Origin of the sequence: Actinoplanes sp. TBRC 11911 (genome assembly GCF_012933445.1) — a bacterium.
Taxonomy (GTDB): Bacteria; Actinomycetota; Actinomycetes; order Mycobacteriales; family Micromonosporaceae; genus Actinoplanes.
In genome coordinates this window covers 283,722-308,332 of the sequence record NZ_JABBNC010000005.1, presented here as the reverse complement: position 1 = coordinate 308,332, position 24,611 = coordinate 283,722, and the positions used below count along the sequence as shown (strand labels likewise).

Sequence of the window (24,611 nt, the reverse complement as noted above, 5' to 3'; positions counted from 1 at the left end):
GGCGTCGCGGTTGCGATGGTGGAAACTGCCGGACTGCGCACTGACCACCCCCTCCGCCGCTGGGTGTTCGGCCACTCCGCTGGACACACGCAACGACAATGCATCCCTGACCGCGACCGCGGACGTGCCGATGACCGGCAAGACCGCCCTTGTAGCGTTGGCCGCTGCCCCGGCCGGCCCGTCGGGTGACTTCAGCGCGTCACCGCTGGATGCCTCGTCGACCTGGTCGGCGGGCGGAGCGACCGGCGACTTCTCCTGGTCCTATCCGATGCGGTCACCGAACGGCATCAGCGGGCTGCAGCCCGACCTGTCGCTCTCGTACTCGTCATCGAGTGTGGACGGCCGGTCGTCGGCGTCGAACAATCAGCCGTCGTGGATCGGTGAGGGCTTCGAGTCCTGGCCCGGTTCCATCGAGCGCCGCTACGTGTCCTGCGACGACGACAAGTCCGGTTCGCCGAACAATCCGGCCCACTCGTTCGACGAGTGCTGGCGCTCGAACAACGCGACCATCTCGTTCAGCGGCATGAGCACCGAGCTTGTCTACCAGGAGGGTAAAGGCTGGCACGGCCGCTCCGAGAACGGCGCGAAGGTCGAACTGCTGACCGGGGCATCGAATGGCGACGACAACGGCGAGTACTGGAAGGTCACCACCAGCGACGGCACCCAGTACTTCTTCGGCCTGAACAAACCGGCGGGGCAGACCAGCACCACCAACTCGACCTGGACGGTACCGGTCTACGGCAACAACACAAACGAGCCCTGCCACCAGGCCGCGTTCACCGACTCCGACTGCATGCAGGCATGGCGATGGAACCTTGACTACGCCATCGACACCCACGGCAACACCGTCTCGTACTGGTACGACCGCGAAGAAAACCAGTACGCCCAGGAAGGCATCGCCAGCAAGCACATCGCCTACACCCGTGGCGGCACGCTGTCGCGCATCGACTACGGCACGTGGGACCGCGGCGCCAGCGACCGGTCGGTCACTGCGCTCGCGCAGGTGAACTTCGACTCCGGTGACCGGTGCGTGGCCACGGACTGCACGAACCATTCCGGCAATAACTGGCCTGACACCCCGTGGGACCAGTCATGCGCCCTGACCGCGACCAGTTGTGACGAGTTCTCGCCCACGTTCTGGTCGACCAAGATGCTTAACAAGGTCACCACGCGGATATGGGACACCACCAAGGCCACCCCAGGCTGGCAGGACGTCGACTCGTGGACGCTGGCGCACAGCTTCCCCTCACCGGGCGACGGGCAGAAGGGCGGCCTGTGGCTGAACTCGATCGTGCACAGCGGCCTCGTCGGCGGAACCGCCCCGATGCCACCAGTGAGTTTCGACCCGGTCTCGCTACCGAACCGGGTATTGACCAAGACCAACACCACGAACAACTGGCAGCGGATCGGCAATATCCACACCGAGACCGGCGCACTGATCCAGGTCACCTACTCTCAGGCCGAGTGCAGCGTCAACAACCTGCCGGCGTCGCCGCAGAACAACACCAAACTGTGCTATCCGGTGATCGGGCCGGATCCGCTGAGCACCTCCGGTGCTGATCTCACCGAGTGGTGGCACAAGTACGTCGTCAAGCAGATCGCCGAGACCGACGTCCAGCTCGCCGACGCACACCAGGCCCCCACCAAGAACACCTACTACACGTACGAGGGAACCCCGGCGTGGCACTACGCTGATGACGACGGCCTGTCCAAAGCCAAATACCGCACCTGGGACCAGTTCCGCGGTTACGTGCGCGTGGACACCCGGGTCGGTGACACCAACCAGACGCTGACCAAGACCACCTACTTCCGCGGCATGAACGGCGACCGGCAGGCACCCTCCGGCGGCACCCGCACCGTCACCGTGGACGCGTCGCTGGGCACCGAAACCGTCTACGACGAGGACCAGTTCGCCGGCATGATCCGCGAACAGGCCGTCTATAACGGCACCGAAGACAAACCGGTCAGCAAGACCGTCAACGTGCCGTGGCGCTCGGCACCGACCGCCACCCGCAAGATCGGCGACGACACCGTCACGGCCCGCTTCGTCAACACCGGCACGACCTACTCTGCCACGGCGCTTGGCACGAACGGATCCCGCGGGTGGCGGGTGACCAGCAGCCAAACCACCTACAACGACGACACCGGCCTGGCCACGAAGGTGCAGGACAACGGCGACATCGCCGTCACCGGCGACGAGAAGTGCACCACCACGACCTACAACCCGAACACCACCATCAACCTGATCTCGCTGCCCAAGCGGGTCACCACCACGACCTTGCCCTGTGGGACCGCCCCGAGCAGCCCCGACCAGTTCGTCGACGACGCGCTGACCTTCTACGACGGCGCCACCAGCGCCGACACACCACCGACCCACGGTGACCTGACCCGCACCGACCTCATGAAGGACTGGACCGTCACCGGTGGCACCAGCTGGCTGACCAGCGGCAAATCCACCTTCGACACGTTCGGCCGGCAGCTGAGCGCAACCGACGCGCGGGGCAATACCACCAGCTACGCCTACACGCCGGCCAACAAGCTGCTCACTCAGAAGGTCGAGACCAACAGCCGTAACCTGGTCACCACCACGGTGTTCAATCCCGCATGGTCGGTGCCGACCAAGGTCGTCGAAGGGCCGGCGTCGCGGCTGACCGACACCAACACCCGGGCCACAGAGACCACCTACGACGCTCTCGGACGCACCACCCAGGTGTGGGAGCCGGGCTGGCCGCGCTACAACGCCACCACCCCGCCGTCGCAGACGTTCAGCTACTTCTTCGACCCCGACCGCAAAACGTACCCGTACACCAAGACAACCTCGTTAAACGCCGGTGGCGGCACCAATGTGTCGTACCAGATCTACGACGGCATGCTACGGCCCCGCCAGACCCAGACCGAAGCCGTCGGCGGCGGCCGCATCGTCACCGACACCCTCTACGACCAGTACGGCAACGCCGAGGTCAGCTACGCCGCACACACCGAACCCGACGACCCGGCCGGCACCTTATGGTGGGAACCCGAATGGTCGGTGCCATCCCAATCGGTCAACGTCTACGATCGGGCCGGCCGCACCACCGCCACCATCTTCCGCTCCGGCGACGGCCAGACGAATCTGGTCGAGAAATGGCGCACCACCACCAGCTACGAAGGTGACCGCACCACCGTCGTGCCCCCACAGGGCGGCACGACGACCACGACGATCACCGACCCGCTCGGGCGCACCACCGAGTTGCGGGAGTACACCACTGCAGCGGGCGCGTCCGGTGCGTACAACTCGATCAAATACACCTACAACGACAAGAACGCGATGACCTCCGCGGCCGACTCCGCCGGCGACACGTGGACCTACAAATACGACATCCTCGGACGACAGATCGAGGCCGTCGACCCCGACGCCGGCAAGACCACCTCGACCTACAACGACGTCGGTGACCTGCTCACCACGACCAACGGCCGCGGCCAGTCACTCGCCTACACCTACGACTCCATCGGCCGTCAGATCGGGCTATACGACAACAGCGTGGCCGACGCCAACAAACGCGCCACCTGGACCTACGACCGGCTCTACACCGGCATCGCCGCCCGCGACCAGCTGACCCAGAAGACCCGCTACGACATCGCCGACGACGGCACCCGCCAGCCCTACACCTGGCAGGCCAGCGGGTTCAACCTGCGCAACGAGGTCTCCGGCGAACAGTGGATCATCCCGTCCGCGGAGACCGGTCTCGGCGGCACCTACGGCTACTCACACAGCTACTCGCCCTACACAGGCGCGCCCACCAACGTCGACTACCCGGCCGCCGGCCCGCTGGTCGCCGAAGGCGTCACCACCGTCTACGACCAGACGACCGGCCTGCCCAAGTACCTCAACTCAGCATGGTCGAGCGTCGGCTCTTACGTAGTCGGGCAGCAATACACCGGATACGGCGAGCCCACCGTCACCACGCTGAAGATCGCCGGCGGTGTCTACGCCGAGCAAAGCGTCTCCTACGAGTTGGACACCCGACGCGTCCACGAGGTCCAGGTCAAACCGGAAACCGCGGCAGGCACCATCGCCGACCGTACCTACGAATACGACGCCGCCGGCAACGTCCTGTCCGTCACCGACACCCCGCAGGCCGGTAACGCCGACAAACAATGCTTCGTCTACGACCAACTTCGCCGGCTCGTGTCCGCCTGGACCCCGCCAACCAACGCCTCCTGCGGCACCGCACCGACCGCGTCAACCCTCGCCGGACCAGCACCCTACTGGCTCGACTGGAGCATCGACGCGCTCGGCAACCGCACCAAAGAGGTCTCCCACACTGCCGCCGGCGACACCACCCGCGACTACCCAGTACCTAACCCCGGACCCGGCGTGCTACGGCCGCACGCCGTCACCGGCATGACAACCACCCAGCCCGACGGCAGCAGCACCACCGTCGGCTATGGCTACGACGCCAGCGGCAACATGACCAGCCGGCCAGGCGACACCGCCAACCAAACCCTGGCCTGGGATACCGAAGGCAACCCGACCAAGACCGTCGAAGGCACGAGCACCACAACCAACCTGTACGACGCCGACGGCACCCGACTCATCCGCCGCGACTCCACCGGCGCCACCCTGTTCCTACCCGGCCAGGAAATCCGCCGACTCGGCGCCAGCACCACCGCCAACGACGCCACCCGCTACTACAGCTTCGCCGGTGCGACCATCGCCTCACGCAGCCCGGGCCAGCAAAACCTGAGCTGGCTGTTCAGCGACAACCACGGCACCGCACAACTCGCCGTCAACGCCTATACACAAAACGTCAACATTCGTCGGCAAACCCCGTATGGCAGCCCCCGTGGCACCAACCCGGCCTGGGTCAACGGCAAGGGCTTCATCGGCGGCGATGACGATCCGACCGGCCTGACCCATATCGGCGCCCGCGACTACGACCCGGCACTCGGCCGATTCACCTCCGTCGACCCCGTCCTCGACCTCACCGACCCACAGCAAATCAACGGCTACGCCTACGCCAACAACAACCCCATCACCTACAGCGACCCCACCGGCCAACACTTGGCCTGCGGAGCAGGCTTCGACATCCCCTGCCCCGCGGAAAACCCCACCGGTGGCACAAATCCGCCCCCTGGCCCCGGCGGTGGCGGCGGTGGTGGCGGTGGTGGCGGTGGCGGTGGTGGCGGCGTCAGCCAGACACCAAACAGCAACGGCAACAGCGGCGGAGCCACACACCCTAAGAAGAAACACTGGTGGGACCGCGCCACCGACTGGGTCGCCGACAACGCCAACACCCTCTACGGTGCAGCCGCCGGCATCGGCACCTTCATCGCCTGCGACGCCATGACCGTCGGCGCCGGAACCATCGGCTGCATGGCCCTCGCCGGCGCCGTCGGCAACGTCGTCACCAACAGCCTCAACGGCGACATCCACAGCGTCAACGACTTCGCCAGCTCCGCACTCACCGGCGCCGTCGGTGGGATCCTCGCTGTACCCCTCGCCGCCGCAGACCTCGTAATCCAAACCGGCGCCATAGCCCACGACATCTCCGAAGGCGACGGAGCAGGTGCTCTCGGCCACGGCGCCCTCGCAGCACTCGACGCCGCGGTCGTCGTCGGCGGCGTCAAAGGCATCAAATCGAAAAGTGTCGAATCCGAGCGTGCAGGGGGTGGCAGCTGCGCAACCGAGGCACTCAGCTTTGCCGCCGCAACCCCAGTGCTACTCGCAAACGGCACCAGCAAACCCATCGGCGAGGTCAAAGTCGGCGACAAGGTAGCCGCCATCGACCCAGACACCGGCGAGACCGCGAGCGAACAGGTCGAAACCCTCTGGGACAACGTCGACATCGATCTCGCCGACCTCACCGTAACGCGCGACAACGGCAGCCCTACGGTCATCAAAACCACCGCGAACCACCCCTTCTGGGACCAGACCGACAAAGCATGGACCGACGCAGGCCAACTTGTAGCAGGCCACAGGCTCCTTTCGACTAACAACCAAGCGGTCACCGTTCGAGCTGTGCGCCTCCACCAAGGCCCCCAGCACATGCACAACCTCACCGTCGCCAACATCCACACGTACTATGTACTCGCCGGCACAACCCCGGTGCTGGTGCACAACTGCGGGAAAGACCAAGGCATCTATGAGTTCCCGGACATGCACAACCCTGGCAAGACCTACGTCGGTAAGTCGATGAACCTGACGAACCGTCTGGGCGATCATCTGCGGAGTGGTCGGTTGGCTAGCATGAATGATGTCAAGATCACTCATGTATGCGGATGTGAAGACGATGTATTTGTAGCTGAGCATCTCCGAATTCAACAATTGCGCAAGCAGGGCGTCCCTTTGTCGAATGATATCAATTCTCCCGGAAAGAAGATCCTCGAAAATCGCAACCAGCCCATGCTTCCTGGTGCCGAGGACTGGGGTCAATAGTGGCTACTGATTTTTGGTCAACGATCGGCTCGAATGCTGTTACGAGTCGAGCGGAAGTTCAAGCGGCTGTCGGGCAAGTCGAGCAGCGACTAGGTGCGCTGGACCTGCCGGATTTGGTCAGCTTCCAAGATCAACTTGGTCAGAACTTGAATGCTCTGGATTTGAGTTCTCTTGCGGCGATACAAATTGAATCGGCGGGAGGTTTGATGCTGGAACAGACGGCCGATCACTTCCTTTACGCTCGTTGCGCCTGCTTGCTTGCCGGGCGAGAGAAGGTGCGCGAGGTGCTCGCAGAATCGGAGCGCTTCAGTGAATTTGTCGCCCCCAGGCTTCAGTCAGCTGAGATGCTGCTTTACCTTGCTCGAACTGAGTATCAAAGGCGCACGGGCGAACCAATGAGATAATTTCAGGGCCGTCTGCGAACATTGCACTCTTCATGCTGAAAGCTGGCCTGCTGTCCTCGATTGCGTCCCGCTGTGGGAGTGGGTGGAATACGGGAATACTCCGCAGCTTGATGACCGCCTCGTCCGGCCATCGGGATGCGTCGCTACACGCCGGCGTTCGTGCCGGTTGCTGTCATGGGTGATGTCAGTTGATCAAGAACATCGAGGAATGACGATCAGGCGAGTCGATGGGTTGTAGGTGCGACCACGATCGCGAGGCGTGAGACCGTCGGCCCTCGATCGGCGTGCGCGCGGGGCCGTAGGCCTTGCGCGCGTGCGCGCGGCCCGGCTTCGGCCGGGCCGCTTCTTGATCCTGTATAGCAGATTTGGACCAGTCTCGGTTTCCGGGGTTCGCGATGGCGTACGTTGTGCGTACACTTGGGTGATGAGTGCGAAGGCGGAGCGGCTGCACCTGCGGGTGGATGCCGAGCAGAAGGCGCTGTTGGAGGCGGCCAGTGAGGCCGCCGGTGCGAGTGTGTCGACGTTCGTGTTGAAGGCGGCCACCGACGCGGCTGCCGACGTGCTGGCTGACCGGCGGGCGTTCCTGTTGGACGAGGACGCGTGGCGGGTGTTCGACGAGGCGCTCGATCGCCCGGCTCAGGACGTCTCAGGTCTGCGTGACCTGTTGAGTGAGCCGACTGTCCTGGACGACCCGGCGGGCGAGGCCCAGCGGTGAGTTCCCGCTTCTCGCCGGTCGAGCCGCTGGCGGCCACGCATGTGGTGACCGGCTTCGACTGTGGTTCGCTGGCCCAGTCCGTCTGGCTGGCCGAGCACGCCCTGCAGGCGCACCGGGCCGGCCTGTCGCGTGTCTACGTCGTCGGCGACACCGATCACCCGGATCGACGGGTGATCGGTTACTACGCCCTGGCGGCCGGCAGTGTCGCCCCGGCGGACGCCTCTCCGCGGCTGAGGCAGGGTGCCGGACGCTACCACCAGCCCGTGGTGATCCTGACCCGGCTCGGCGTCGACCGCACCGCGCAGGGTGCGGGGCTCGGGCGTGCTCTGGTTGTCGATGCGCTGCGGCGTATCGCCACCGCGGCAGAGGTCATCGGCGTGCGGGCGGTGCTCATCCACTGCGAATCCGACAGCGCCCGAGACTTCTACCTGCGCCTGGCCAAGTTCGAACCGAGCCCTACCGACCCGATGCACCTGCTGTTGTTGATGAAGGACCTCCGCCGGGCCCTCGCCGGGTAGCGCACGTGTCGTCCGGGCACGGCGGTCTGTCTACGTTGCCGTCGACACCACCCGATGGTCGAACCGCGACCCAATCGATCCACGAATGACCAGGTGAGAGCCCTGCACCTGTCGGTCACTCTCCCTGTCGACCGTGAATATCCCACACCTACTGTGTGATCGCCGAATGCGCTGGACCCTAATCGGCGGTTCGCCGTTGATCGGCTCAGTCGGTGTTGGTGGGTGTGCCGCGTGTGGTGCGTTGGCCGGGTTGCCGGCCGGTGTGGGTGTGCGCGTTGCGCGACGCGACGGGCGCGCCGCCGCGGCTGCGCGTGGGGTCGGTGGGGGTGGGTGTGCCGCGCGCCACTGGGGGTGATCCATTGACATGTGTTTCGGGCAAGTGACAGCGTTGTCATCGACTCATTTCCTCCATATGAGACGAGGAGCGCATCTTGCTCTATCGCGGGACAGCTGCCGCCGCGGCCGCCACTCTCCTCACGGGACTCCTGCTCGCCCCCTCCGCGCCCGCTCAGGCCAGCCACGAGAAGGCCAAGGACCACGCGATCCGCTCCGGGGACGCGCGCTTCGAGGTGCTCTCGCCGACCCTCATCCGCACCGAATATCAGAAGGACGGCAAGTTCACCGACGCCGGCACGTTCAACGTGGTCGGCCGCGATGACTTTTCCCGTACGCATTTCACTCAGCGCACCGACCACGGCTGGCTCACCATCGACACCGGTCAGATGACGTTGCGCTACCGGGTCGGCTCGGGCGCCTTCACCGCCGACAACCTCACCGTGGCGCTCAACGCCGGCAAGCAGCGGGTGCAGGCCCAGCCCTGGGCCGGCCACAGCGCCCCGGACTGCGCCCTCGGCACCCTCTGCGAGGCCGAATCGCTGCAGCTCAGCGGCCCGGGCGTGGCCACCGACCACCGTGGCTTCACGGGCCGCGGCTTCGCGGCGGGCTGGCAGTCGACCGGCGACAACCTCAAGTTCGCGGTGACGGCAGCCTCGAGCACCACACAGCAGCTCACCGTCCGCTACGCCAACAGCGCGGGCGGCGACGGCCAGACCGTGCCCCGCACCCTGACCGTCCAGGTCGACGGCGACGCGGGCCACACGCTGACCCTGCCCACCACCGCCAACTGGGACACGTGGGGGCTGGCTGGCACAAACCTCGACCTCACCGCGGGCCGGCACGAGATCAGCCTGGTACGCGGCCCGAACGACTCCGGCAACGTGAACATCGACAGCCTCGCCGTGGTCAACCCGGGTGACCCGTTCCCGGCCCCGGTCCCGCCGCAGGCACAGCCGCTCTCGTTCGGCACCGTGGGCGCGGCCGAGACCGGCACGCTCACCGGCGGCGCGAAACCCGCGAACGACCACAATGGCGCCGAGGGCACCGGCTTCCTGGCGGGCCTGGAAAGCACCACCTCCGCCGACGCCCTCACGGTGACCGGCGTGCCCACCACCGGCAACTTCCAGGTCCAGATCCGGTACGCCAACGGCCAGGGCACCACCCGCACCATGGACGTCAACGGCACGACCGTATCCCTGCCACCGACCAGTGGCTGGGACTACTGGAACACGGTCAGCACCCCGGTCCACCTGACCAAGGGCACCGACACCGTGACCTTGGCCTGCCCCACCGACACCAGCTGCAAGGTGAACGTGGACACGGTCGCCGTCACCAAGGCGACCGATCCGATCCTCGCCCCGCACGCCGCGCTCGGCGGTTACCGTCGTGGCCTGGACGGCGTGGACGGTTCCGCCCCGACCTACCCCGGCCTGCTCTACCAGGACGGCTGGTCACTGCTGGACGACTCGGCATCAGCCCTCGAAAACACGAAGCCACGGCCGGCAACAGAACAGGACGGCTACGTCTTCGCGTACGGGCAGAATTTCACCAAGGGCCTGAGTGAGCTCTCCACCTTGACCGGCCCGACCAAGCTGTTGCCGAAGTGGACGTACGGCGTCTGGTATTCGGAGTATTACGACCGCACCGCGGCCGACTTCGAGAACATCGTCACCAAGGCCAAGACCGAGGGCGTCCCGCTCGACGCGCTGGTCATCGACACCGACGTCAAGGCGCCGGACAAGTGGAACGGCTGGAGCCTGGACCCGACCCGCATCCCGGACCCGAAGGCGTTCTTCGCCTGGGCCAAGAAGCAGGGCCTGCACACCGGCATCAACATCCACCCGAGCATCCTCGGCTCGGATCCGAAGTTCGCGCAGGCGCAGAAGACCGCGAAGGGCAAGCTGCAAAAGGTCGGCTGCAACGGCGGCCCGGACTGCTACGCGTTCGACTTCGGCGACCCGGACCAGCTCAAGGCGTACATGCAGCTCCACGACAGTATGGCCAAGCCTGACTTCTGGTGGCTGGACTGGTGCTGCGACAGCTCGACGTCCTCGCTCGCCGGCGTCACCCCGGACGCGTGGATCAACCAGCAGTACGCGGACAAGACCGGTTTCGCCTTCTCCCGCGCGTACGGCTCGCTGCAGGCCGGCGGCTACGGCAGCCCGACCCCGGTAGCGACCGGCCCGTGGGCCGACAAACGCACCACACTGCACTTCACCGGCGACACCACCTCGGACTGGCAGACCTTGCAGATGGAGGTCGGCTACACCCCGGGCGAATCGGCCGCGACCGGGCTGGCCGCGGTCAGCCACGACATCGGCGGGCACACGAACGGCCTGCAACAGCCGGGCAGCGAACCGGGCAGCACGAAACTGCCCGACGACCTGTACGCCCGGTGGGTGCAGTTCGGCACGTTCCAGCCGATCGACCGGTTGCACTCCAACCACAGTGACCGGCTGCCCTGGCAGTACGGCCCGGAGGCGGACGCGTCGGCGACGAAGTTCCTGCAGCTGCGGGAGAAACTGCTGCCTTACACGTACGCCGCGGCCCAGCAGGCCACCCGCACCGGCACCCCGATCGTCCGCTCGATGTATCTGGCATACCCCAAGGAGCAGGCCGCGTACGCCACCGCCGGTTCCGAGTATCTCTACGGCCCGGACTACCTGGTGGCACCGGTGACCACGCCGGGTACGACCGCCACCACCTCGGTGTGGTTCCCGCCCGGCAACAGCTGGACGGACATCTTCACCGGCAAGACGTATCGGGGCGGCACCACGCAGGACATCACCACCACACTGGCCACCATGCCGGTGTTCAAGAAGCACTAAGATCAGCAGCGGCCGGCGCGGCGAGGGTATGAGCCCGCCGCTCCGGCCGTCGCCACATTGACCACGTTCCGCGCGGCACACCGACCCGTAGCGGCCCCGACGCCCAGCCACCACGCGGCGGCCGTCGCGCCCTGCATCGCAGCGCCCCCCGCGTCGTTTCCCCTCAGGGCGGCTCACTCGGCTCGACTGGGAAATTCGATGAGTCGGGCGCGAGGTCGTCACGAATCGGGCTGTCGCGCGGCGTCGATCTGGGGTGCTGTGCCACGGCGTACGGGGAATGCCGTTAATGCTCGTATTCGTCTGGCAGGCGCATCGCCGGGCCGCCCACCTGACGGCCCAGTGGGGTGGCGCGGCCCTTCGGCTCCTCCCACGCCTCCTGGCGGCCCAGCGCGGTGAGGTCGAGCCACTGGTAGCCGTTGTGGAACTCCTCGATGCCCCGGCCGTACGTGGAATACGTGTGAAACACCTCGTCACCCACCCGCAGGAAGGCGCTGATGCCGGGCATCTCGGTGCCGCGCATGTCGTCCGTCCACGGGCCGCCGGTCCACGGGGTGCCCTTGGCGGCGGCCAGCTCGTCCCGGGTGCGGAAGTGCAGCAGCACCGGCTCCTTGCGGTCGTCCAGCGTGGCGTGGAAGTCGTAGTTGAAGTCGCTGCCGTACGACGAATACCACGGGAACCGCCAGCCGAAGCGCTCCCGGGCGGCGGCGAGCTTGGCGAAGGGCGCCCGGGACACGGCGGCGAGCGTGGTGTTGCGGGCGTGCAGCTGCCGCGTGTTGCCGATGCCGTCGGCCGCGGAGGCGCAGCTCGGGCAGAGGGCGTCCCAGTCCGGGCCGAACATGAAGTGGTGCATGACGAGCTGCGGCCGTCCCTCGAACATGTCGAGCAGGCTGACCGTGCCGTCGGGGCCCTCGAAGGCGTACGGCTTGTCGACGCGCACCATCGGTAGTCGGCGGCGGTCCGCGTTGAGGCGATCCCGTAGCCGGGTGAGTTCCTTCTCCTGGGCGAGCAGCTGTCGGCGTGCGGCCAGCCACTCGTCGCGGGTTACCACGTCGGGCAGGTTCGTCGTCATCGTTCCTACTCGCTGTCGTTCAGGGTGTGGCGCAGGGCTGCGAGGGGGCCGTCCCAGTCGCGGGCCATCGCAGCCAGGAACTGCTGGGCCACCTTCATGGGTGCCGAGTCGAGGCGGTAGCGGACCCGGCGCCGTTCCCCCGGCTCGGCCACCACCAGGCCGGCCTCGGACAGCAGCCCGAGGTGCTTGGCGATGGCCTGCCGGGTGATCGGCAGCTGACCGGCCAGGTCGGTGGCGGTGGCCGGGCCGCCGGCCGCGAGCGCGGCGAGGATGGCCCGCCGGCTCGGGTCGGCCAGGGCGGCGAAGACCTCTTGCGCGACCGCTTCCAGCCCGGGCGGGGCGGGGTCTTGCGTCCCTGCTTCCAGCCCGGGTTGGGCGGCCTCTTGCGTCCGGGCGGCCTCTCGCGTCACCTGCTCCGGGCCGGCGTGCGCGGCCGGGTGCTGGTCAGGCTCGGGCATCGAGGTATGCGACCAGCTCGTCCAGCTCGCTCTGCCACCCGTTGGTGTTGCCCTCGAACGCCGCCTTGTGCTGGTCGGTGTCGAGGACCTGGGCGAAACCGCTCTCCACGACGGTCAGCGTAGTGCCCTTGCCGGTCGCCTCCAGCGTGAACTCCACATAGGTCCGGCGCGGGTCGTCCGACGGAAGACCATAGACCGGCCAGCTGTACGCGAACACGTGCGGCGGTTCGAGGCGCTGGATCGTGAGGGTCGCGGTGTCGCCGCTGTCCCAGGTGAGCTTGGCCTGGCCACCGACGCGGAGGTCGACCTCGGCGCCACGGTTCCCGAACCAGGTGCCCAGGCCCTCGGCGGTGGTGATGGCGGCCCAGACCCGCTCGGGCGGTTGGGCAAGCTCGACGGTGCGCTCGATCCGATCGGGGAACGACATGACTGACCTCCTATGGCAACCATTCAGTTGCCACTCACGCTATAGCAATCACTTGGTTGCGTCAACAGGGTGGCGATCTCGCTCGCCGTGCGGCCGGGTGGGTGGCTGTCCGGGTGCGTGGGCTGTCACGTGGTGCCCGGGTGATCGAGGTTTGGCTGCTACGGCGGCCGTGGTGCCGAGATTCCATGGCCGGTGCTTATCGTGATCGTCGGGGTAGCAGTCGCCGCGGTGGTGCCAGGTTTCGCTGGCTGCCGCCTGTCGAGGTGTCGGGGTGGTCGGGCTGGGCTGCTGCCGTGGCGGTGGTGGTGCCGGGTTTGGGTGGCTGCCGCCCGTCGGGGTGGTCGGTCGAACCCGGGCTGGTCCGGTACCAGAACGCACGACACCGAGCAGTCATGGCCGGTGGTGGTGCCGGGTTTCGGTGGCTGCCGCCCGTCGCGGTGTCCGGGTGGTCGGGCTGGGCTGCCATCGCGGTGGCGGTGGCGGGTTTGGCTGGCTGCTGCGGCTTCGGTGTGCAGTTAAGTCGCTTAAGAGATGATTTGTCCGGCATCTGGCTCGGTCATGGTTCGATAATTGTCGATGGCGGGTGCCGGTTGTCTCATTATCCAGGCGAAGATGCCCGCATCGTGGACGATCGTCCGAAAAGGACGGTAGCTTTGTCTGCATCGCGGCTTTTGTGGACCCCGTTTTCGGTCCGCTTTGGAGACCTTGGAGAGTTGCGCCCATATATGAGCCCTAACTCTCCAAGGTCTCGAAAATCCGGCTGCCAGCGCTTGAACGGAGCCCATCGAAAGTGTCCAAACGCGATAAATCGGGTGCGTTATGGCGACTGTGTGAGCTGGCCATGGCCCGGCGTGCTGCGGGACTCGGCTGCGCCGGCGCGATGTTGGAGCTGGCGGCTGGCGGCTGGCGTGGCAGCTGGAGTGGCGCGATGTTGGAGCTGGCGGCTGGCGTGGCAGCTGGAGTGGCGCGATGTTGGAGCTGGCGCGGCAGCTCGAGCGGCGCGATGTGCTGGGAGCCGGCGGTGGCTCGACGGTCGTGCGAGCCGGGGAGAGTGGCGCATCGGCTGTGGAAGCCGGCGGTAGGGCAGCGTGCGCATCGTCAAGATCTGCCCCAGGGTCGTGCGCGGGACCGGCGTCAGCTCTGTGGGAGCTGAGGTGGCCCGGCATGCTAGGGAGCTGGCGGTCGGGCTTGGCCGATGGGCTGAGACGGGCGGGCGGCGCCTACCCGATGGAGACGTTCGCAGAGTTGCAGATCGTCATCACCGGATAGGCGCCACGCCCGATTTGCCCGCTTTTCTCGCCTGTAGGAGTGCCACGAACCACCCCCACCCGTTCTGGGTGGGGCTCAGTTAAGCAAGTGGGTCTGACAAGAAAAGGTGGTTGTCCACAGAAGGGTGGTCAGGCGGTCTTCTGGCGGGCTACCAAAGCGGCCGGCACCTCCACCCCCGCAGCACCCGCTGCCTCCTCTTCCTCCACCTCCGGCACGGTCAACTGCGCGGCCGGCCGGCTCCGCGGCAACAAGAACCCGACGACCCCCGCCGTAACAAGCGCCACCGCGGCGCCGACGATGAAGATCAGCCGGAACTGGGACTCCTGAGGCAAGCCGACCGGCAACCCGGGGATCAGGTTCCGGGTCACCAGCGTGACCACGAACGCCGTGCCCAGTGACATGCCGACCGACCGGAAGATCGAGTTCACGCTGTTCGCGATGCCGGTCTCGGTGCGGTCCACGTTCTGGATGACCAGGGCGGGCAGGGACGCGTAGCCGAACATCACGCCTGTGTTCACGGCGACCGAGCCGACGATGACCTCCCAGGTCGTCGAGTGCACGACGGCCAGCAGGATGAAGCCGGCGGCGGTCAGCAGCGCGGCGATCAGCAGGGTGGCCTTGGCGCCGAAGCGGATGACCAGGCGGCCGCCGAGCGGGGCGGTGATGATGCCGCCGGCGCTGCCGGGCAGCAGGTAGACCAGGCTGGCGGCGAGCACGCTCGAGCCGAAGCCGTAGCCGGTGACCGACGGTGGCGCCTGGACCAGCGCGGACACGGACAGGAAGATGGCGAACATCGCGAAACCGGTGGACAGGCCGGCGACGTGCGCGATGACGATCGGGCGGTGCCGCAGCATCCGGGTGGTGACCAGCGGCTGCTTGATGCGCCGTTCCATCAGGACGAACAGCGCGAGCACGACGACGGCGCCGGCCAGGCTGCCCAGCGTCGCGGGGGAGGCCCAACCCCACGTGTTGCCCTGCTCCAGCGGCATGACCAGCAGGACGAGGCCGAGGCCGAGCACCGCGGCGCCGGTCCAGTCGAGTTTGCCGGTCGCGGCGGCGGGGCGGCGCGGCAGCAGCAGCACGCCGATCAGGCCGAGGATGCTCATTCCGGTGGAGAGCCAGAACAGCTGGTGGTAGTCGGCGCCCTCGCCGCGCATCAGCAGGCCGGTGACCGTGATGCCGAGGCCGGCGCCGACCGACAGCATGCCGCTGACCAGGGCCATCGCGCCGGTCAGGCGCTTCGCCGGAAGTTCTTCGCGCAGGACGCCGATGCCCAGTGGGAACAAGCCGAAGCTGGTCGCCTGCAGGACCCGGCCGATCACGAGCAGCGGCAGGCTGGTCGTGGTGGCGGCCAGGATCGAGCCGGCCAGCACCAGGATCACGATGCCGATCATGACGGGGCGGCGTCCGCGCAGGTCGCCGAGCCGGCCCAGGACCGGGGTGAAGACGGCGGCGGCCAGCAGGTTCGCGGTCACCGCCCAGCTCGCGGCCGCGGCGGAGACGCCGAGGGCCGCTTGAATGTCGCCGATGACGGGTACGACCAGTGTCTGCAGCGCAGCCACCAGAAGCACACCGTAGGCCGTCACCGGGATGACGAGGCGTGGTTGTGACACGACAAGATCCCCCTTGAAACTGAAAGTACGGACCCGAACGTAGACGCACAGACGGCGATTCTCAACACCGTGTCGAAAACAAAGGTGTGACGTCGGTTCCACCCGATCCGCGAGTTGTAGGATCTGGGTCGTGCCAGCCATCAAAAGTCGTCGTGCCCCCACCAAGGGCGATCAGCGTGAGCAGGCATTGCTCGACGCGGCGCGGGCCCTGTTCCAGGAGAAATCGATCGGTAAGGTCACGATCGACGAGCTGGCGACCGCGGTTGGCATCGCCCGGTCGGGCTTCTATTTCTACTTCGAGTCGAAGCAGGCCCTGCTGGCCGCTCTGTGCGACCAGTCGATCGGCGAGAACGACGAGGAGATGGCCGAGTGGCTGGACTCCGACGGGCACGACCGGGACGCGCTGCGCCGTGGTTTGCGCAGGTCACTCGATCGGTGGCGGGTGGACGGCCGGTGGCTGCGGGAGCTGTTCCTGGCGCCCGACCCGGGGCCGGACGTGCACGCCGTACGTGAACGCTTTTTTACAAAAAACAACATGGCGTTCTGTGAGCGGATCCGCCGGGACGTGGCGGCCGGTGCCAGCGTCGCCGGCCCGCCCGAGCTGCTGGCGCGCATGGTCCTCGGCCTGCGGGTGATCACCTTCGCGCACTACTTCGAGTTCCCCGAGGCGTTCACCGAGGACGAGATGCTGGAGACCTTGACCGAGGCCACGTTGCGGATGATCTACGGGACGACGACGGACCAGCGCTGACTTTTGCCGGGGTCATCAAAAGTTAAATCGAAACTGGGCTATCTTTCGTCTCGATCGCAAGATAGCGTCGGTTCTGCCGTTCCCAGCTGAGACCCAGGTTCTGGCGCGCCGGCAGCGCCAGGCCGATGGCATCCCTTTCGCAGTCGACCACTGTGGAGCAGCCATGCCCGAGAAGTCCCTGTCCCGTCGCCAGATCCTCGCCGCCTCCGCCGGTGCCGCCGCCGCTCTGGGCGCGGCCGGCCTGCCCGTCCTGCAAACCGCCAAGCCCGCGATCGGCCACGGCAAGCTGCGTGCCGAGCCGCTGATCCCGGCCCGCAACCGCGGCATCATTCTCTACAGTGTCCGGGACCGGATCAGCGCGGCGCCGGACACCTCCGGGGTGCCGTACGGCTTCGAACGGGTTCTGGCCCGCGTCGCCGAGATCGGGTACAAGGAGGTCGAGTTCGCCGGGTACACCCAGCACACGTCGATCCTGGGCCGGCAGATCACGCCCGCCGAGATCCGCAAGATCCTCGACGACAACGGGCTGGTCGCCAACGGCACGCACACGACCATCAACCCGGCGACCTTCGAGCAGGAGCTGGAGATCGCCGAGACGCTGGGCATGAAGCACATCGGCACCGGCGGCGACCCGAGCGGCAGCCGGTACAAGAGCGACTGGGACGCCGCCGCCGACGTGTGGAACGAGCTCGGCCGCACCGCCCGCAAGCGGGGCATCAAGCTCTACACGCACAACCACCACGATGCCTACGACTTCCTGTTCGACGCCGGGCCGCTGGACGCCAACGGCAAGCCCACCCGCTCGACCGGTCTCCGCAAGCTGCCGTACTTCTTCACGAAGACCGACCCCAGGTACGTCTTCTTCGAGATGGACATCTACTGGGCGTACGTGGCCCGGTTCCGGCACCAGACCTACATCGACTCGCGCGGGCGTACGCAAACCGATCTTTTCGATCCGATCCTGACGGTGGTGCCGCACACCGAGAGGTTCCCGCTGTTCCACGCGAAGGACGGCGACAAGGCCCCGGCTCAGGCCGACGGCTACACCATGGTGGCGCTGGGCGAGGGTGACATCAACTTCCAGCAGTTCTTCGAGGAGATCGGGGAGCAGAACTACCACCACGCGAACTGGGAGGACGACGCGGCGCCCGGTGGCACGGCCAACCCGGCCAAGTCGCTGGACGAGGCCGTGGTGAGCTACCGCAACATGTCGGACCTCACCATCTACCGCCGATAGATGCGCGGATGGCCGGTCGTGCCGAGGGGTGGACCGCACGACCGGCCTTTCCCGCCGACTGCGCGGCGCTTCCTAAGCACAGCGTGCACACCCCTGACCTGCCAAGACTGATTAACGACACTGATACGGGAACCTTGACGGTTCGTTGACGGCACCTGTGGGTAGCCTCACTGGCCGGAGGTGTTGTTACCGATGTGGGAGTGGGGCCCGGTCGATGGGCTGGCGGAGCGCGTCGAACTCAAGGTGATAGTGCCGGAGGACGCCGGTCGGTCGCTGGGTATCGACCCGAACGCCGGCCAGGTCCGGAAGGTGTACTTCCTGGACACGAGCCGTCGCACGCTCGGCCTGCAGGGAGTCATCGTCCGGGTGCGCAGCGTGGATCGGCGGGCCGACGACGCCGTGGTCAAGCTGCGTCCGATGGTGCCGCGATCGGTGCCGCGCTGGCTGCGGCACAGCGACGGGTTCGCGGTCGAGATCGACGCGCTGCCCGGCCGCAACGTCTGCTCGGGCGCGCTGAAGATCCGGCTGGGCCGGCACGAGGTGGCACGCGCGGTCGAGGCGGGTCAACCCCTGACCGGGTTGCTGTCCGGCCGCCAGCGCCGGCTGCTTGCCCTGTACGCCCCGGTGCGTGAACGTGATCTGCAGACCTTCGGACCGATCGAGGTACGCCGGCACAAGCTCGCGATACCCCGCCTGGACCGCCCGCTGACCGTCGAACACTGGACGTACCCGGACGGCACGACGTTGCTGGAGGTGTCCGCCCGCTGCCGGGTGCGCGACGCGCGCTTGGTGGCGCGGCGATTATCGGCCGAACTGCGGGCCCGCGACATCACGCCGGCCAGCAGCCAGCGCACCAAGACCGAGATGGCCCTGACTACGCGAGGAACTGCTCCCGCATCCGCTTACCGGGATTGAACATCGTCACGACCTGGTGCGCGTCGGTGGCGTACACCTCGACCGTGCGGTTGCTGCGCATCATCTCGCGCACCGGTGCCGGCAGCGGCGGCTCGTCGGACATCGCGTCGCGCAGGTCGCGGGCCGCGTCGATCAGGCGGTGGGCCAGCGTCGCCGCGTCGGTGTCGACCCGGATCCGGGCGAACTCCCACCCCGCGATCGTCAGATCGAGGATCTCCAGGAGCTGCGCCAGTACGGGATAAGGATCGGTCGCCCGCACCAGCCGCTTGGCGTCGCCGCCGATCACCGCGACGGCGGCGCTGACCTGAATGTACGGATGGAGGCGGACCGGCAAGGTGAACATCGACCAGCGCAGGTCGGCGCCGGCCTCCCGCCACACCGGACGGTAGTTGCGCCGGTCCAGCTCGAACGCGTACCCCGTACGGCGGCCCAGGTCGTTGTTCTGGGCCTGCAGGTCCGCGTACGCCGCGTCCGCGAACTCGGCCACGATCCGGCACGCCACCAGCAGACCGTCGTCACCGGCCAGCGCGGCCGTCACCGCGTCGGCCTGGTCCTGGAACGAGGCCTGCACCTGCGGACCGAACCGCTGCCGCACATCCTGCAGCAGCGCCACCTGTTGCGCGGGGTCCTGCTGCACCTGCCGCTTGCCCGACCGAAACCATCGCATGTGCCCTCACTCCAGCCCGAGCGGACAGAAAGCGGAAAGAAACGGGCCCATGCTAATGGAGATCGCCGGTGGGGCGCAGCGGGGGCCCCACCGGCAATCGAACTACTTGGTCGTGACGATCTTGCCGGGGTTGAGGTGGCGGCCCGGGTCGGCGGACTCCAGCAGCCCGGCGACCACGCCGTAGCCGCTGGGGGACAGGACGTCCTCGAGCCACGGCGCGTGCTCGACCCCGATCGCGTGGTGGTGCGACGGCGTGCCGCCCACCTCGATGAACGTCTGCTGGATGGCGCGCTTGACCACGTCGTACTTCTCGATCGTGGGGTTGCCGTCCTCGACGAAGGCGAACGTGAAGTAGAGGCACGCGCCCGAGCGGTACGAGTGGGAGAGATGCGACATGATCGCGCCCTGCACGCCCGCCTGCCGCAGCGCCGCGTGCGCCGCCTTGACCACTTCGTCGTGCATGGTGACCAGCTTGGACCAGGGCGCCGCGGTCTCCGAGACGTCCGCCGCGCTGCCGCGGTCCAGCAGGAAGTCGCGGATGTAGGGCGTGTCGAACTTCTTCTGGTCGTAGAGCGCGCCGGGCCCGGTGCCGATGCTGATGCCCTCGTTCGCCTTGACGATCCGGCCGACGGCCTTGCGGATCGCACCGATCTGCCGGCTGCTGCCCTCGTAGCCCACGAACGACAGCGCGATGTTCTCGAGGTCCCAGCCCTTGGCCTTCAGGTACTTCATGAGGCCGTTCTTGACCATGGCCTCGACACCGCTGCTGCCCTTGCTGGTGGCGAACGAGAACGACGTCTCCACGGCGTCCGAGACGCGGGTCAGCGTCACCGGCAGCCCGTTCTGGGTGATGGCCCGCATCGCGGCCACCCCGTGCTCCCAGGTCTTGAACAGGTAGGCGCGGACCTCGCGGGCCTCCGGCTTGCGGTGCACCTGGATGGTGACCTCGGTGATCACGCCGAGGCGGCCCTCGCTGCCCAGGATCATCTCGCGCAGGCTCGGCCCGGTCGAGGTGCTCGGCAGCGGCCGCAGCGCCAGGATGCCGTCCGGCCGGGCCACCCGCAGACCCTTGGTGATGTCGGCGATGTCGCCGTACTTGTCGGACTGCATCCCGGACGACCGGGTGGCAACCCAGCCACCGAGCGTGGAGTGCGTGAAGCTGTCCGGGAAGTGGCCCAGCGTCCACCCGGTCTCGGCGAGCTGTGCCTCCAGGTCGGGGCCGCGCACGCCGGCCTCGACCCGGGCGAGCCCGGAATCGGTGTCGATGTCCAGCAGCCGGTGGAGCCGGCCCATGTCGAGCGAGACCACGACCCGCTCCTCGGCCGCCTGCGGTTCCAGGCTGCCGGAGATGTTGGAGCCACCGCCGAACGGGATGACCACGAAGTCGCGCTGAGCGGCCATCGTGACCACCGCGGCGACCTCGGCCTCCGATCCCGGATAGACCACCACGTCCGGGACTCGGCCGAAGTCGCCGGCCCGCATCCGCATCAGGTCACGGACGCTCTTGCCGAACGTGTGCAGCACCCGCTCGTGCGCGGTGGTGAGGACGTTGTCGGCGCCGGCGACCTCGGTCAGCGCCTTGACCAGATCGTCGTCGATGCGCGACGGCGGCACCTCGAGATCGTCGAAGGACGGGGCCTGCCCGGCGACGCGCGTCTCCAGGTCGAGGCCCACCACCTTCTTGATGAAGGGCGCGAACGCCGGCATGTTCGCGTAGCTGAAGCTCACCCCGTCGACGCCCCACCCCCACCACTTCATGTGGGGGACGTCCGTGCGGTTGAAGGGAGCCGCGTTGTCAGGGCTCAAGGGGAAGTCTCCCATCGGCGTCCGCACGCCGGCCCATGATCGCCGGCGTGCTGGTGTTCATCAACTCAACGATCTCCGCGCGCAGACGTTCACTGAAGGTCTCGGCATTGTCGTCGGCGGTCGGCCGCAGCGGTGCGCCGAAGGACACGCCGATCGGCGGGCGCCCGACCTTCGGCCACCACGAGGTGCCGGGGGGCTGCGCGTCGTAGGTGCCGACGATCGCGGCCGGGACGCACGGCACGCCGAGCTCCAGCGCGAGCCGGGCCGCACCGGTCTTGAACTGCCCGGTCCGGCCGGTCTTCTGCCGGCCGCCCTCGGGGAAGACCAGGATCGGCACGCCCATCTCCAGCAGCGTGCGCGCCGAGTATCCCGCGTCGCGCTCGGGCCGCTGCTCACGCTCCTCCGGTTCCGCGCGGCGCGGGTCGGAGCTGTCGCGGCGTACCGGGAAGGCGTTGAAGAACAGTGACGTCAGTCCCCGCCGCCAGGGGACGTCGAAGAAGTAGTCGGACGCGGCGGCCGCCGCGAGGCGGCGGGCCATCCGGGCCGGCAGCGCGCTCATGATCAGCGGCGCGTCGAGGTGGCTCAGGTGGTTCGCGACCACGATGAACGGCGCGTTGAGCTCGCCGAGGCGGTGCCGTCCCAGCACCGTGACCTTCGTGAACGTCCACACCGCCGGCTTGAGCAGCCCCCGCTGCGCGACGTATCGCACGGCCGCGTGGGACTTGGCCGTGAATCTGGCCGGAACCCCGGCCTCGGGCTGACTCATCGTCTTCCTATCGCCTCGGCGCGTCTGCGGCCCATGATCTCGGCCGAGATGGCGCGCACGATACCGCGTGGCGCGTGCCGCAGAAAGCTCCCGATGACCCGGTACCTCGTGGTGGGTACCGAGACGACCCGGTGCGCCGCGGCATCTCGTAGACATATACGAACGACCGGCTCCACATCAACCCACAGCGGTCCGGGAATTCCCCGGCGCCCGCCGGCCTTGTCGTGGAACTCGGTTCGGATCCAGCCGGGCAGCAGCAGGGTGACGCCGACACCGGTGTCCTTCATCTCCAGGGCGAGCGCCTGCGAGTACGTGATCATCCAGGACCGGGAGGCGGCGTACACACCCGACGTGAGCAGCCCGGTCAGGCTGGACACGTTGATGATCGTGCCGCGCCGGCGTGCACTCATGCCCGCGGCGGCCGCGGCCGCGAGCACCATCGGTGCGCGCTGGGTGACGTCGTACAACCGGTCGTGGCCCGGGTCCGGCGTGGTGACCGGCGTCCGCCACGCGTAGCCGGCGTTGTTGACCAGCACGTCGACCGGCCGCGCGTCGTCGGCCAGCCGGGCCGCGACCCGGTCGACGTCGTCGCGGTCCGCGAGATCGGCCGGCAACACCTCGACCTCGCGGCCCAGACCCTTCAGCTCGCCGGCCAGTTCCTCGAGACGCTCCACCCTGCGCGCGACCAGGATCAGGTCGAAACCGCGCGCGCCGAGCTGCCGGGCGAACTCCGCGCCGAGTCCCGAGGATGCCCCGGTCACCAGTGCGACCTTGCCCGGGAGTGGGCGGGACACGTCAGCGTCCTGCCGGAGCCGCGAGCACGTTGTCCAGGTACCAGGCCGAGTACCGGTCCAGCACCTCCGTGTCCATGGGGTAGGTCATCGCCTCGGGACCGCAGATGTCCACCGTGTTGGTGGTGTCGAAGATCTTCGAGGAGTTGATGTACGAGTCGTAGAACTTGCTGCTCAGCCGCCGGTCGAGCGGGCTCAGCGAGTCGGGGTCGTCGGTGAACACCGGCATCGGCAGGTCGAGCAGCCGGAACCCGGCCTCGAACACGTCGAACAGCCGCGGCGCCTGGTCGTTCGTGACGTGGAAGACCCGCTGGTCGCTGTCGGACAGCGCGATGCGCACGGCGGCGGCCGCGACCATGTCGACCGGGATGAGGTTGAGCTCCTGCTGCGAGTCGGCCAGCACCCGGATGGCGCCGGGAATGCCAGCGGTCCGCATGAAACGGTGCAGACGGGAGCTGGCTCGTAGCATCGCGTAATAACCGGTGGAGCTGGCGGTCGCGGCGGTCTCCCGGTGCCCGATCACGACCGAGGGCCGCACGATCCGGGTGTCGATCGCGGCCTCGCGCACGAGCGCCTCGGCGTCGGCCTTGGTGCGTTCGTACTCGTTGTAGTAGTCGCCGGGGGCCGGGTCGTCCTCACGGATGACGCCGGTGCGGCGGCCCGCGACGTACGCGGTGCTCACGTGGACCAGGCGGTTGATGCCCACCTGCTCGGCGAAGCGGACCAGCGCGCGGGTGCCCTCGACGTTCACGCGCTGCAGTTCGGGGGCGTCACGCTCGGAGAACTTGAGGCTCGCCGCCGAGTGAATCATGAGGTCGTGCGCCGACTCCGGCAACCTGCCGGGCAGCTCGGGGTCTTCGAGATCACCGTGGATCGCCTGGACCCGCTCGTCGATCGCGGGCAGCAGCTCCGGCCGGCCGTAGAGCACGGCGGCCTTGGTGAGGTAGTCGTTCAGCCGACGGGTCGCTGCGGCCTGGTTCTCGGCCCGCGTCAGGCCATACACCGTGACATCGGTCACAGCGAGCAGTTCCAGTGCGATCGCTCCACCCACGAAGCCTGTCGCTCCGGTAACCACCACCGTTTTCGGCCGCATATGACGAAACCCTCCATTCGGAACAACAGACGTATCGAAGGGCCGATCGGCTTTTTCTCCACGCCCAACTGGGTATGGATTTGGGCACCCGGGATTCGGAGAGCACTCATCCGGAACACAAGGATGTTAGGCCAAGTCTTCAGTTGTGAAGCATGATCCACAACACAAAAAGTGCTTGGCGCTGCACATCGCCGTCTATTTGTTGCTTGACGTGGCGTCCTTCCCGGTGGAAAATCCCGATCCTTCAATGGCCGCTAATAGCGTAACTTCGTCGTCACTCTACGTGATGTTGAAAACGGACATGGCGAGCCACGTCCGTCCGGTGCGGCGAGCGGGCAAGAGTGTACCACCGTCGATGGCTGCCCTTCGGCGACTCCGGTTCGCGGTGTCGCGTCCAAGATCAAGCGGCATGCGTACAACTTAGCGGAGGCCGGGCGGGCGGCGCCGGGAGCCTCGCCGTCCGCTGTGGAATCCCAGGTGACAGGGCATGCGCGGAGGACGTGACGGTCATCCCATGGGTGGACCGCCGG

General features: G+C 67.5%; 17 protein-coding genes. 8 read left to right on the top strand and 9 right to left on the bottom strand.

From position 1 onward, the window contains the following. Positions 1–334: 334 nt before the first annotated feature. The 5 genes from HH310_RS45295 to HH310_RS10790 all read left to right on the top strand — a co-directional run bounded on the left by HH310_RS45295 (position 335) and on the right by HH310_RS10790 (position 11,219). Positions 335–6,418 carry a polymorphic toxin-type HINT domain-containing protein gene (locus HH310_RS45295; protein WP_169175307.1) on the top strand — a complete coding sequence of 2,028 codons (6,084 nt, stop codon included), beginning with the start codon at positions 335–337 and terminating at the stop codon, positions 6,416–6,418. Continuing rightward, on the top strand, positions 6,418–6,822 hold the full coding sequence (locus HH310_RS10805) for a DUF4240 domain-containing protein (protein WP_169175306.1): 405 nt from the start codon (positions 6,418–6,420) through the stop codon (positions 6,820–6,822). Before HH310_RS45295 ends, HH310_RS10805 begins: the two co-directional genes overlap by 1 nt. Positions 6,823–7,246: 424 nt before the next feature. Beyond that, entirely contained in the window at positions 7,247–7,537 is a 291-nt protein-coding gene (locus HH310_RS10800) for a DUF1778 domain-containing protein (protein WP_169175305.1), read from the top strand. Continuing rightward, positions 7,534–8,055 carry a GNAT family N-acetyltransferase gene (locus HH310_RS10795; RefSeq protein WP_169175304.1) on the top strand — a complete coding sequence of 174 codons (522 nt, stop codon included), beginning with the start codon at positions 7,534–7,536 and terminating at the stop codon, positions 8,053–8,055. The genes HH310_RS10800 and HH310_RS10795 overlap by 4 nt, the downstream gene beginning before the upstream one ends. A 431-nt stretch (positions 8,056–8,486) precedes the next feature. Continuing rightward, complete coding sequence (locus tag HH310_RS10790) at positions 8,487–11,219, top strand: TIM-barrel domain-containing protein (protein ID WP_211191989.1); 2,733 nt, start codon at positions 8,487–8,489, stop codon at positions 11,217–11,219. 283 nt (positions 11,220–11,502) lie between these two features. Here the strand turns inward: HH310_RS10790 and HH310_RS10785 are convergent, their stop codons facing one another. From HH310_RS10785 to HH310_RS10770, 4 genes are all read right to left on the bottom strand, one after another. Further along, positions 11,503–12,288, bottom strand: a complete 786-nt coding sequence (locus tag HH310_RS10785; protein WP_169175303.1) for a DUF899 domain-containing protein — start codon at positions 12,286–12,288, stop codon at positions 11,503–11,505. 5 nt (positions 12,289–12,293) lie between these two features. Then, a complete protein-coding gene (locus HH310_RS10780) occupies positions 12,294–12,746 on the bottom strand; it encodes a helix-turn-helix transcriptional regulator (RefSeq protein ID WP_248293872.1) in 453 nt (150 codons plus the stop codon). Next, positions 12,733–13,173 carry an SRPBCC family protein gene (locus tag HH310_RS10775; RefSeq protein WP_169175302.1) on the bottom strand — a complete coding sequence of 147 codons (441 nt, stop codon included), beginning with the start codon at positions 13,171–13,173 and terminating at the stop codon, positions 12,733–12,735. The genes HH310_RS10780 and HH310_RS10775 overlap by 14 nt, the downstream gene beginning before the upstream one ends. 1,397 nt (positions 13,174–14,570) lie before the next feature. Further along, entirely contained in the window at positions 14,571–16,055 is a 1,485-nt protein-coding gene (locus tag HH310_RS10770; protein ID WP_312033955.1) for an MFS transporter, read from the bottom strand. A gap of 130 nt (positions 16,056–16,185) precedes the next feature. On the opposite strand from HH310_RS10770, the gene HH310_RS10765 reads away from it, so the two are divergent. The 3 genes from HH310_RS10765 to HH310_RS10755 all read left to right on the top strand — a co-directional run bounded on the left by HH310_RS10765 (position 16,186) and on the right by HH310_RS10755 (position 18,958). Beyond that, a complete protein-coding gene (locus HH310_RS10765) occupies positions 16,186–16,806 on the top strand; it encodes a TetR/AcrR family transcriptional regulator (RefSeq protein ID WP_169175300.1) in 621 nt (206 codons plus the stop codon). Between the two features lie 163 nt (positions 16,807–16,969). Continuing rightward, complete coding sequence (locus HH310_RS10760; protein WP_169175299.1) at positions 16,970–18,043, top strand: sugar phosphate isomerase/epimerase; 1,074 nt, start codon at positions 16,970–16,972, stop codon at positions 18,041–18,043. A gap of 192 nt (positions 18,044–18,235) precedes the next feature. Continuing rightward, complete coding sequence (locus HH310_RS10755; protein ID WP_169175298.1) at positions 18,236–18,958, top strand: hypothetical protein; 723 nt, start codon at positions 18,236–18,238, stop codon at positions 18,956–18,958. On the opposite strand, the gene HH310_RS10750 is transcribed toward HH310_RS10755, so the two are convergent. From HH310_RS10750 to HH310_RS10730, 5 genes are all read right to left on the bottom strand, one after another. Then, on the bottom strand, positions 18,918–19,625 hold the full coding sequence (locus tag HH310_RS10750; RefSeq protein ID WP_169175297.1) for a hypothetical protein: 708 nt from the start codon (positions 19,623–19,625) through the stop codon (positions 18,918–18,920). The two genes, HH310_RS10755 and HH310_RS10750, sit on opposite strands and share 41 nt — an antisense overlap. A gap of 102 nt (positions 19,626–19,727) precedes the next feature. Continuing rightward, positions 19,728–21,431, bottom strand: coding sequence for an FAD-binding oxidoreductase (locus tag HH310_RS10745; protein WP_211191988.1), 1,704 nt, complete (start codon positions 21,429–21,431; stop codon positions 19,728–19,730). Then, positions 21,421–22,197: a 1-acyl-sn-glycerol-3-phosphate acyltransferase gene (locus tag HH310_RS10740; protein WP_169175296.1), complete on the bottom strand. Its 777-nt coding sequence runs from the start codon at positions 22,195–22,197 to the stop codon at positions 21,421–21,423. The genes HH310_RS10745 and HH310_RS10740 overlap by 11 nt, the downstream gene beginning before the upstream one ends. Then, the gene (locus HH310_RS10735) at positions 22,194–22,991 is read right to left on the bottom strand and encodes an SDR family oxidoreductase (protein WP_211191987.1); all 798 of its coding nucleotides are present in this window, start codon (positions 22,989–22,991) and stop codon (positions 22,194–22,196) included. Before HH310_RS10735 ends, HH310_RS10740 begins: the two co-directional genes overlap by 4 nt. A gap of 1 nt (position 22,992) precedes the next feature. Then, positions 22,993–24,081, bottom strand: coding sequence for an SDR family oxidoreductase (locus HH310_RS10730; protein ID WP_169175295.1), 1,089 nt, complete (start codon positions 24,079–24,081; stop codon positions 22,993–22,995). Positions 24,082–24,611 lie beyond the last annotated feature (530 nt).

What these genes read in the sequence shown, in the direction of transcription:
- HH310_RS10800 (WP_169175305.1), top strand. Translation starts at nt 7,247, where the DNA reads ATGAGTGCGAAGGCGGAGCGGCTGCACCTGCGGGTGGATGCCGAGCAG.
- HH310_RS10785 (WP_169175303.1), bottom strand. Translation starts at nt 12,288, where the DNA reads ATGACGACGAACCTGCCCGACGTGGTAACCCGCGACGAGTGGCTGGCC.
- HH310_RS10780 (WP_248293872.1), bottom strand. Translation starts at nt 12,746, where the DNA reads ATGCCCGAGCCTGACCAGCACCCGGCCGCGCACGCCGGCCCGGAGCAG.
- HH310_RS10775 (WP_169175302.1), bottom strand. Translation starts at nt 13,173, where the DNA reads ATGTCGTTCCCCGATCGGATCGAGCGCACCGTCGAGCTTGCCCAACCG.
- HH310_RS10760 (WP_169175299.1), top strand. Translation starts at nt 16,970, where the DNA reads ATGCCCGAGAAGTCCCTGTCCCGTCGCCAGATCCTCGCCGCCTCCGCC.
- HH310_RS10755 (WP_169175298.1), top strand. Translation starts at nt 18,236, where the DNA reads ATGTGGGAGTGGGGCCCGGTCGATGGGCTGGCGGAGCGCGTCGAACTC.
- HH310_RS10750 (WP_169175297.1), bottom strand. Translation starts at nt 19,625, where the DNA reads ATGCGATGGTTTCGGTCGGGCAAGCGGCAGGTGCAGCAGGACCCCGCG.
- HH310_RS10740 (WP_169175296.1), bottom strand. Translation starts at nt 22,197, where the DNA reads ATGAGTCAGCCCGAGGCCGGGGTTCCGGCCAGATTCACGGCCAAGTCC.
- HH310_RS10730 (WP_169175295.1), bottom strand. Translation starts at nt 24,081, where the DNA reads ATGCGGCCGAAAACGGTGGTGGTTACCGGAGCGACAGGCTTCGTGGGT.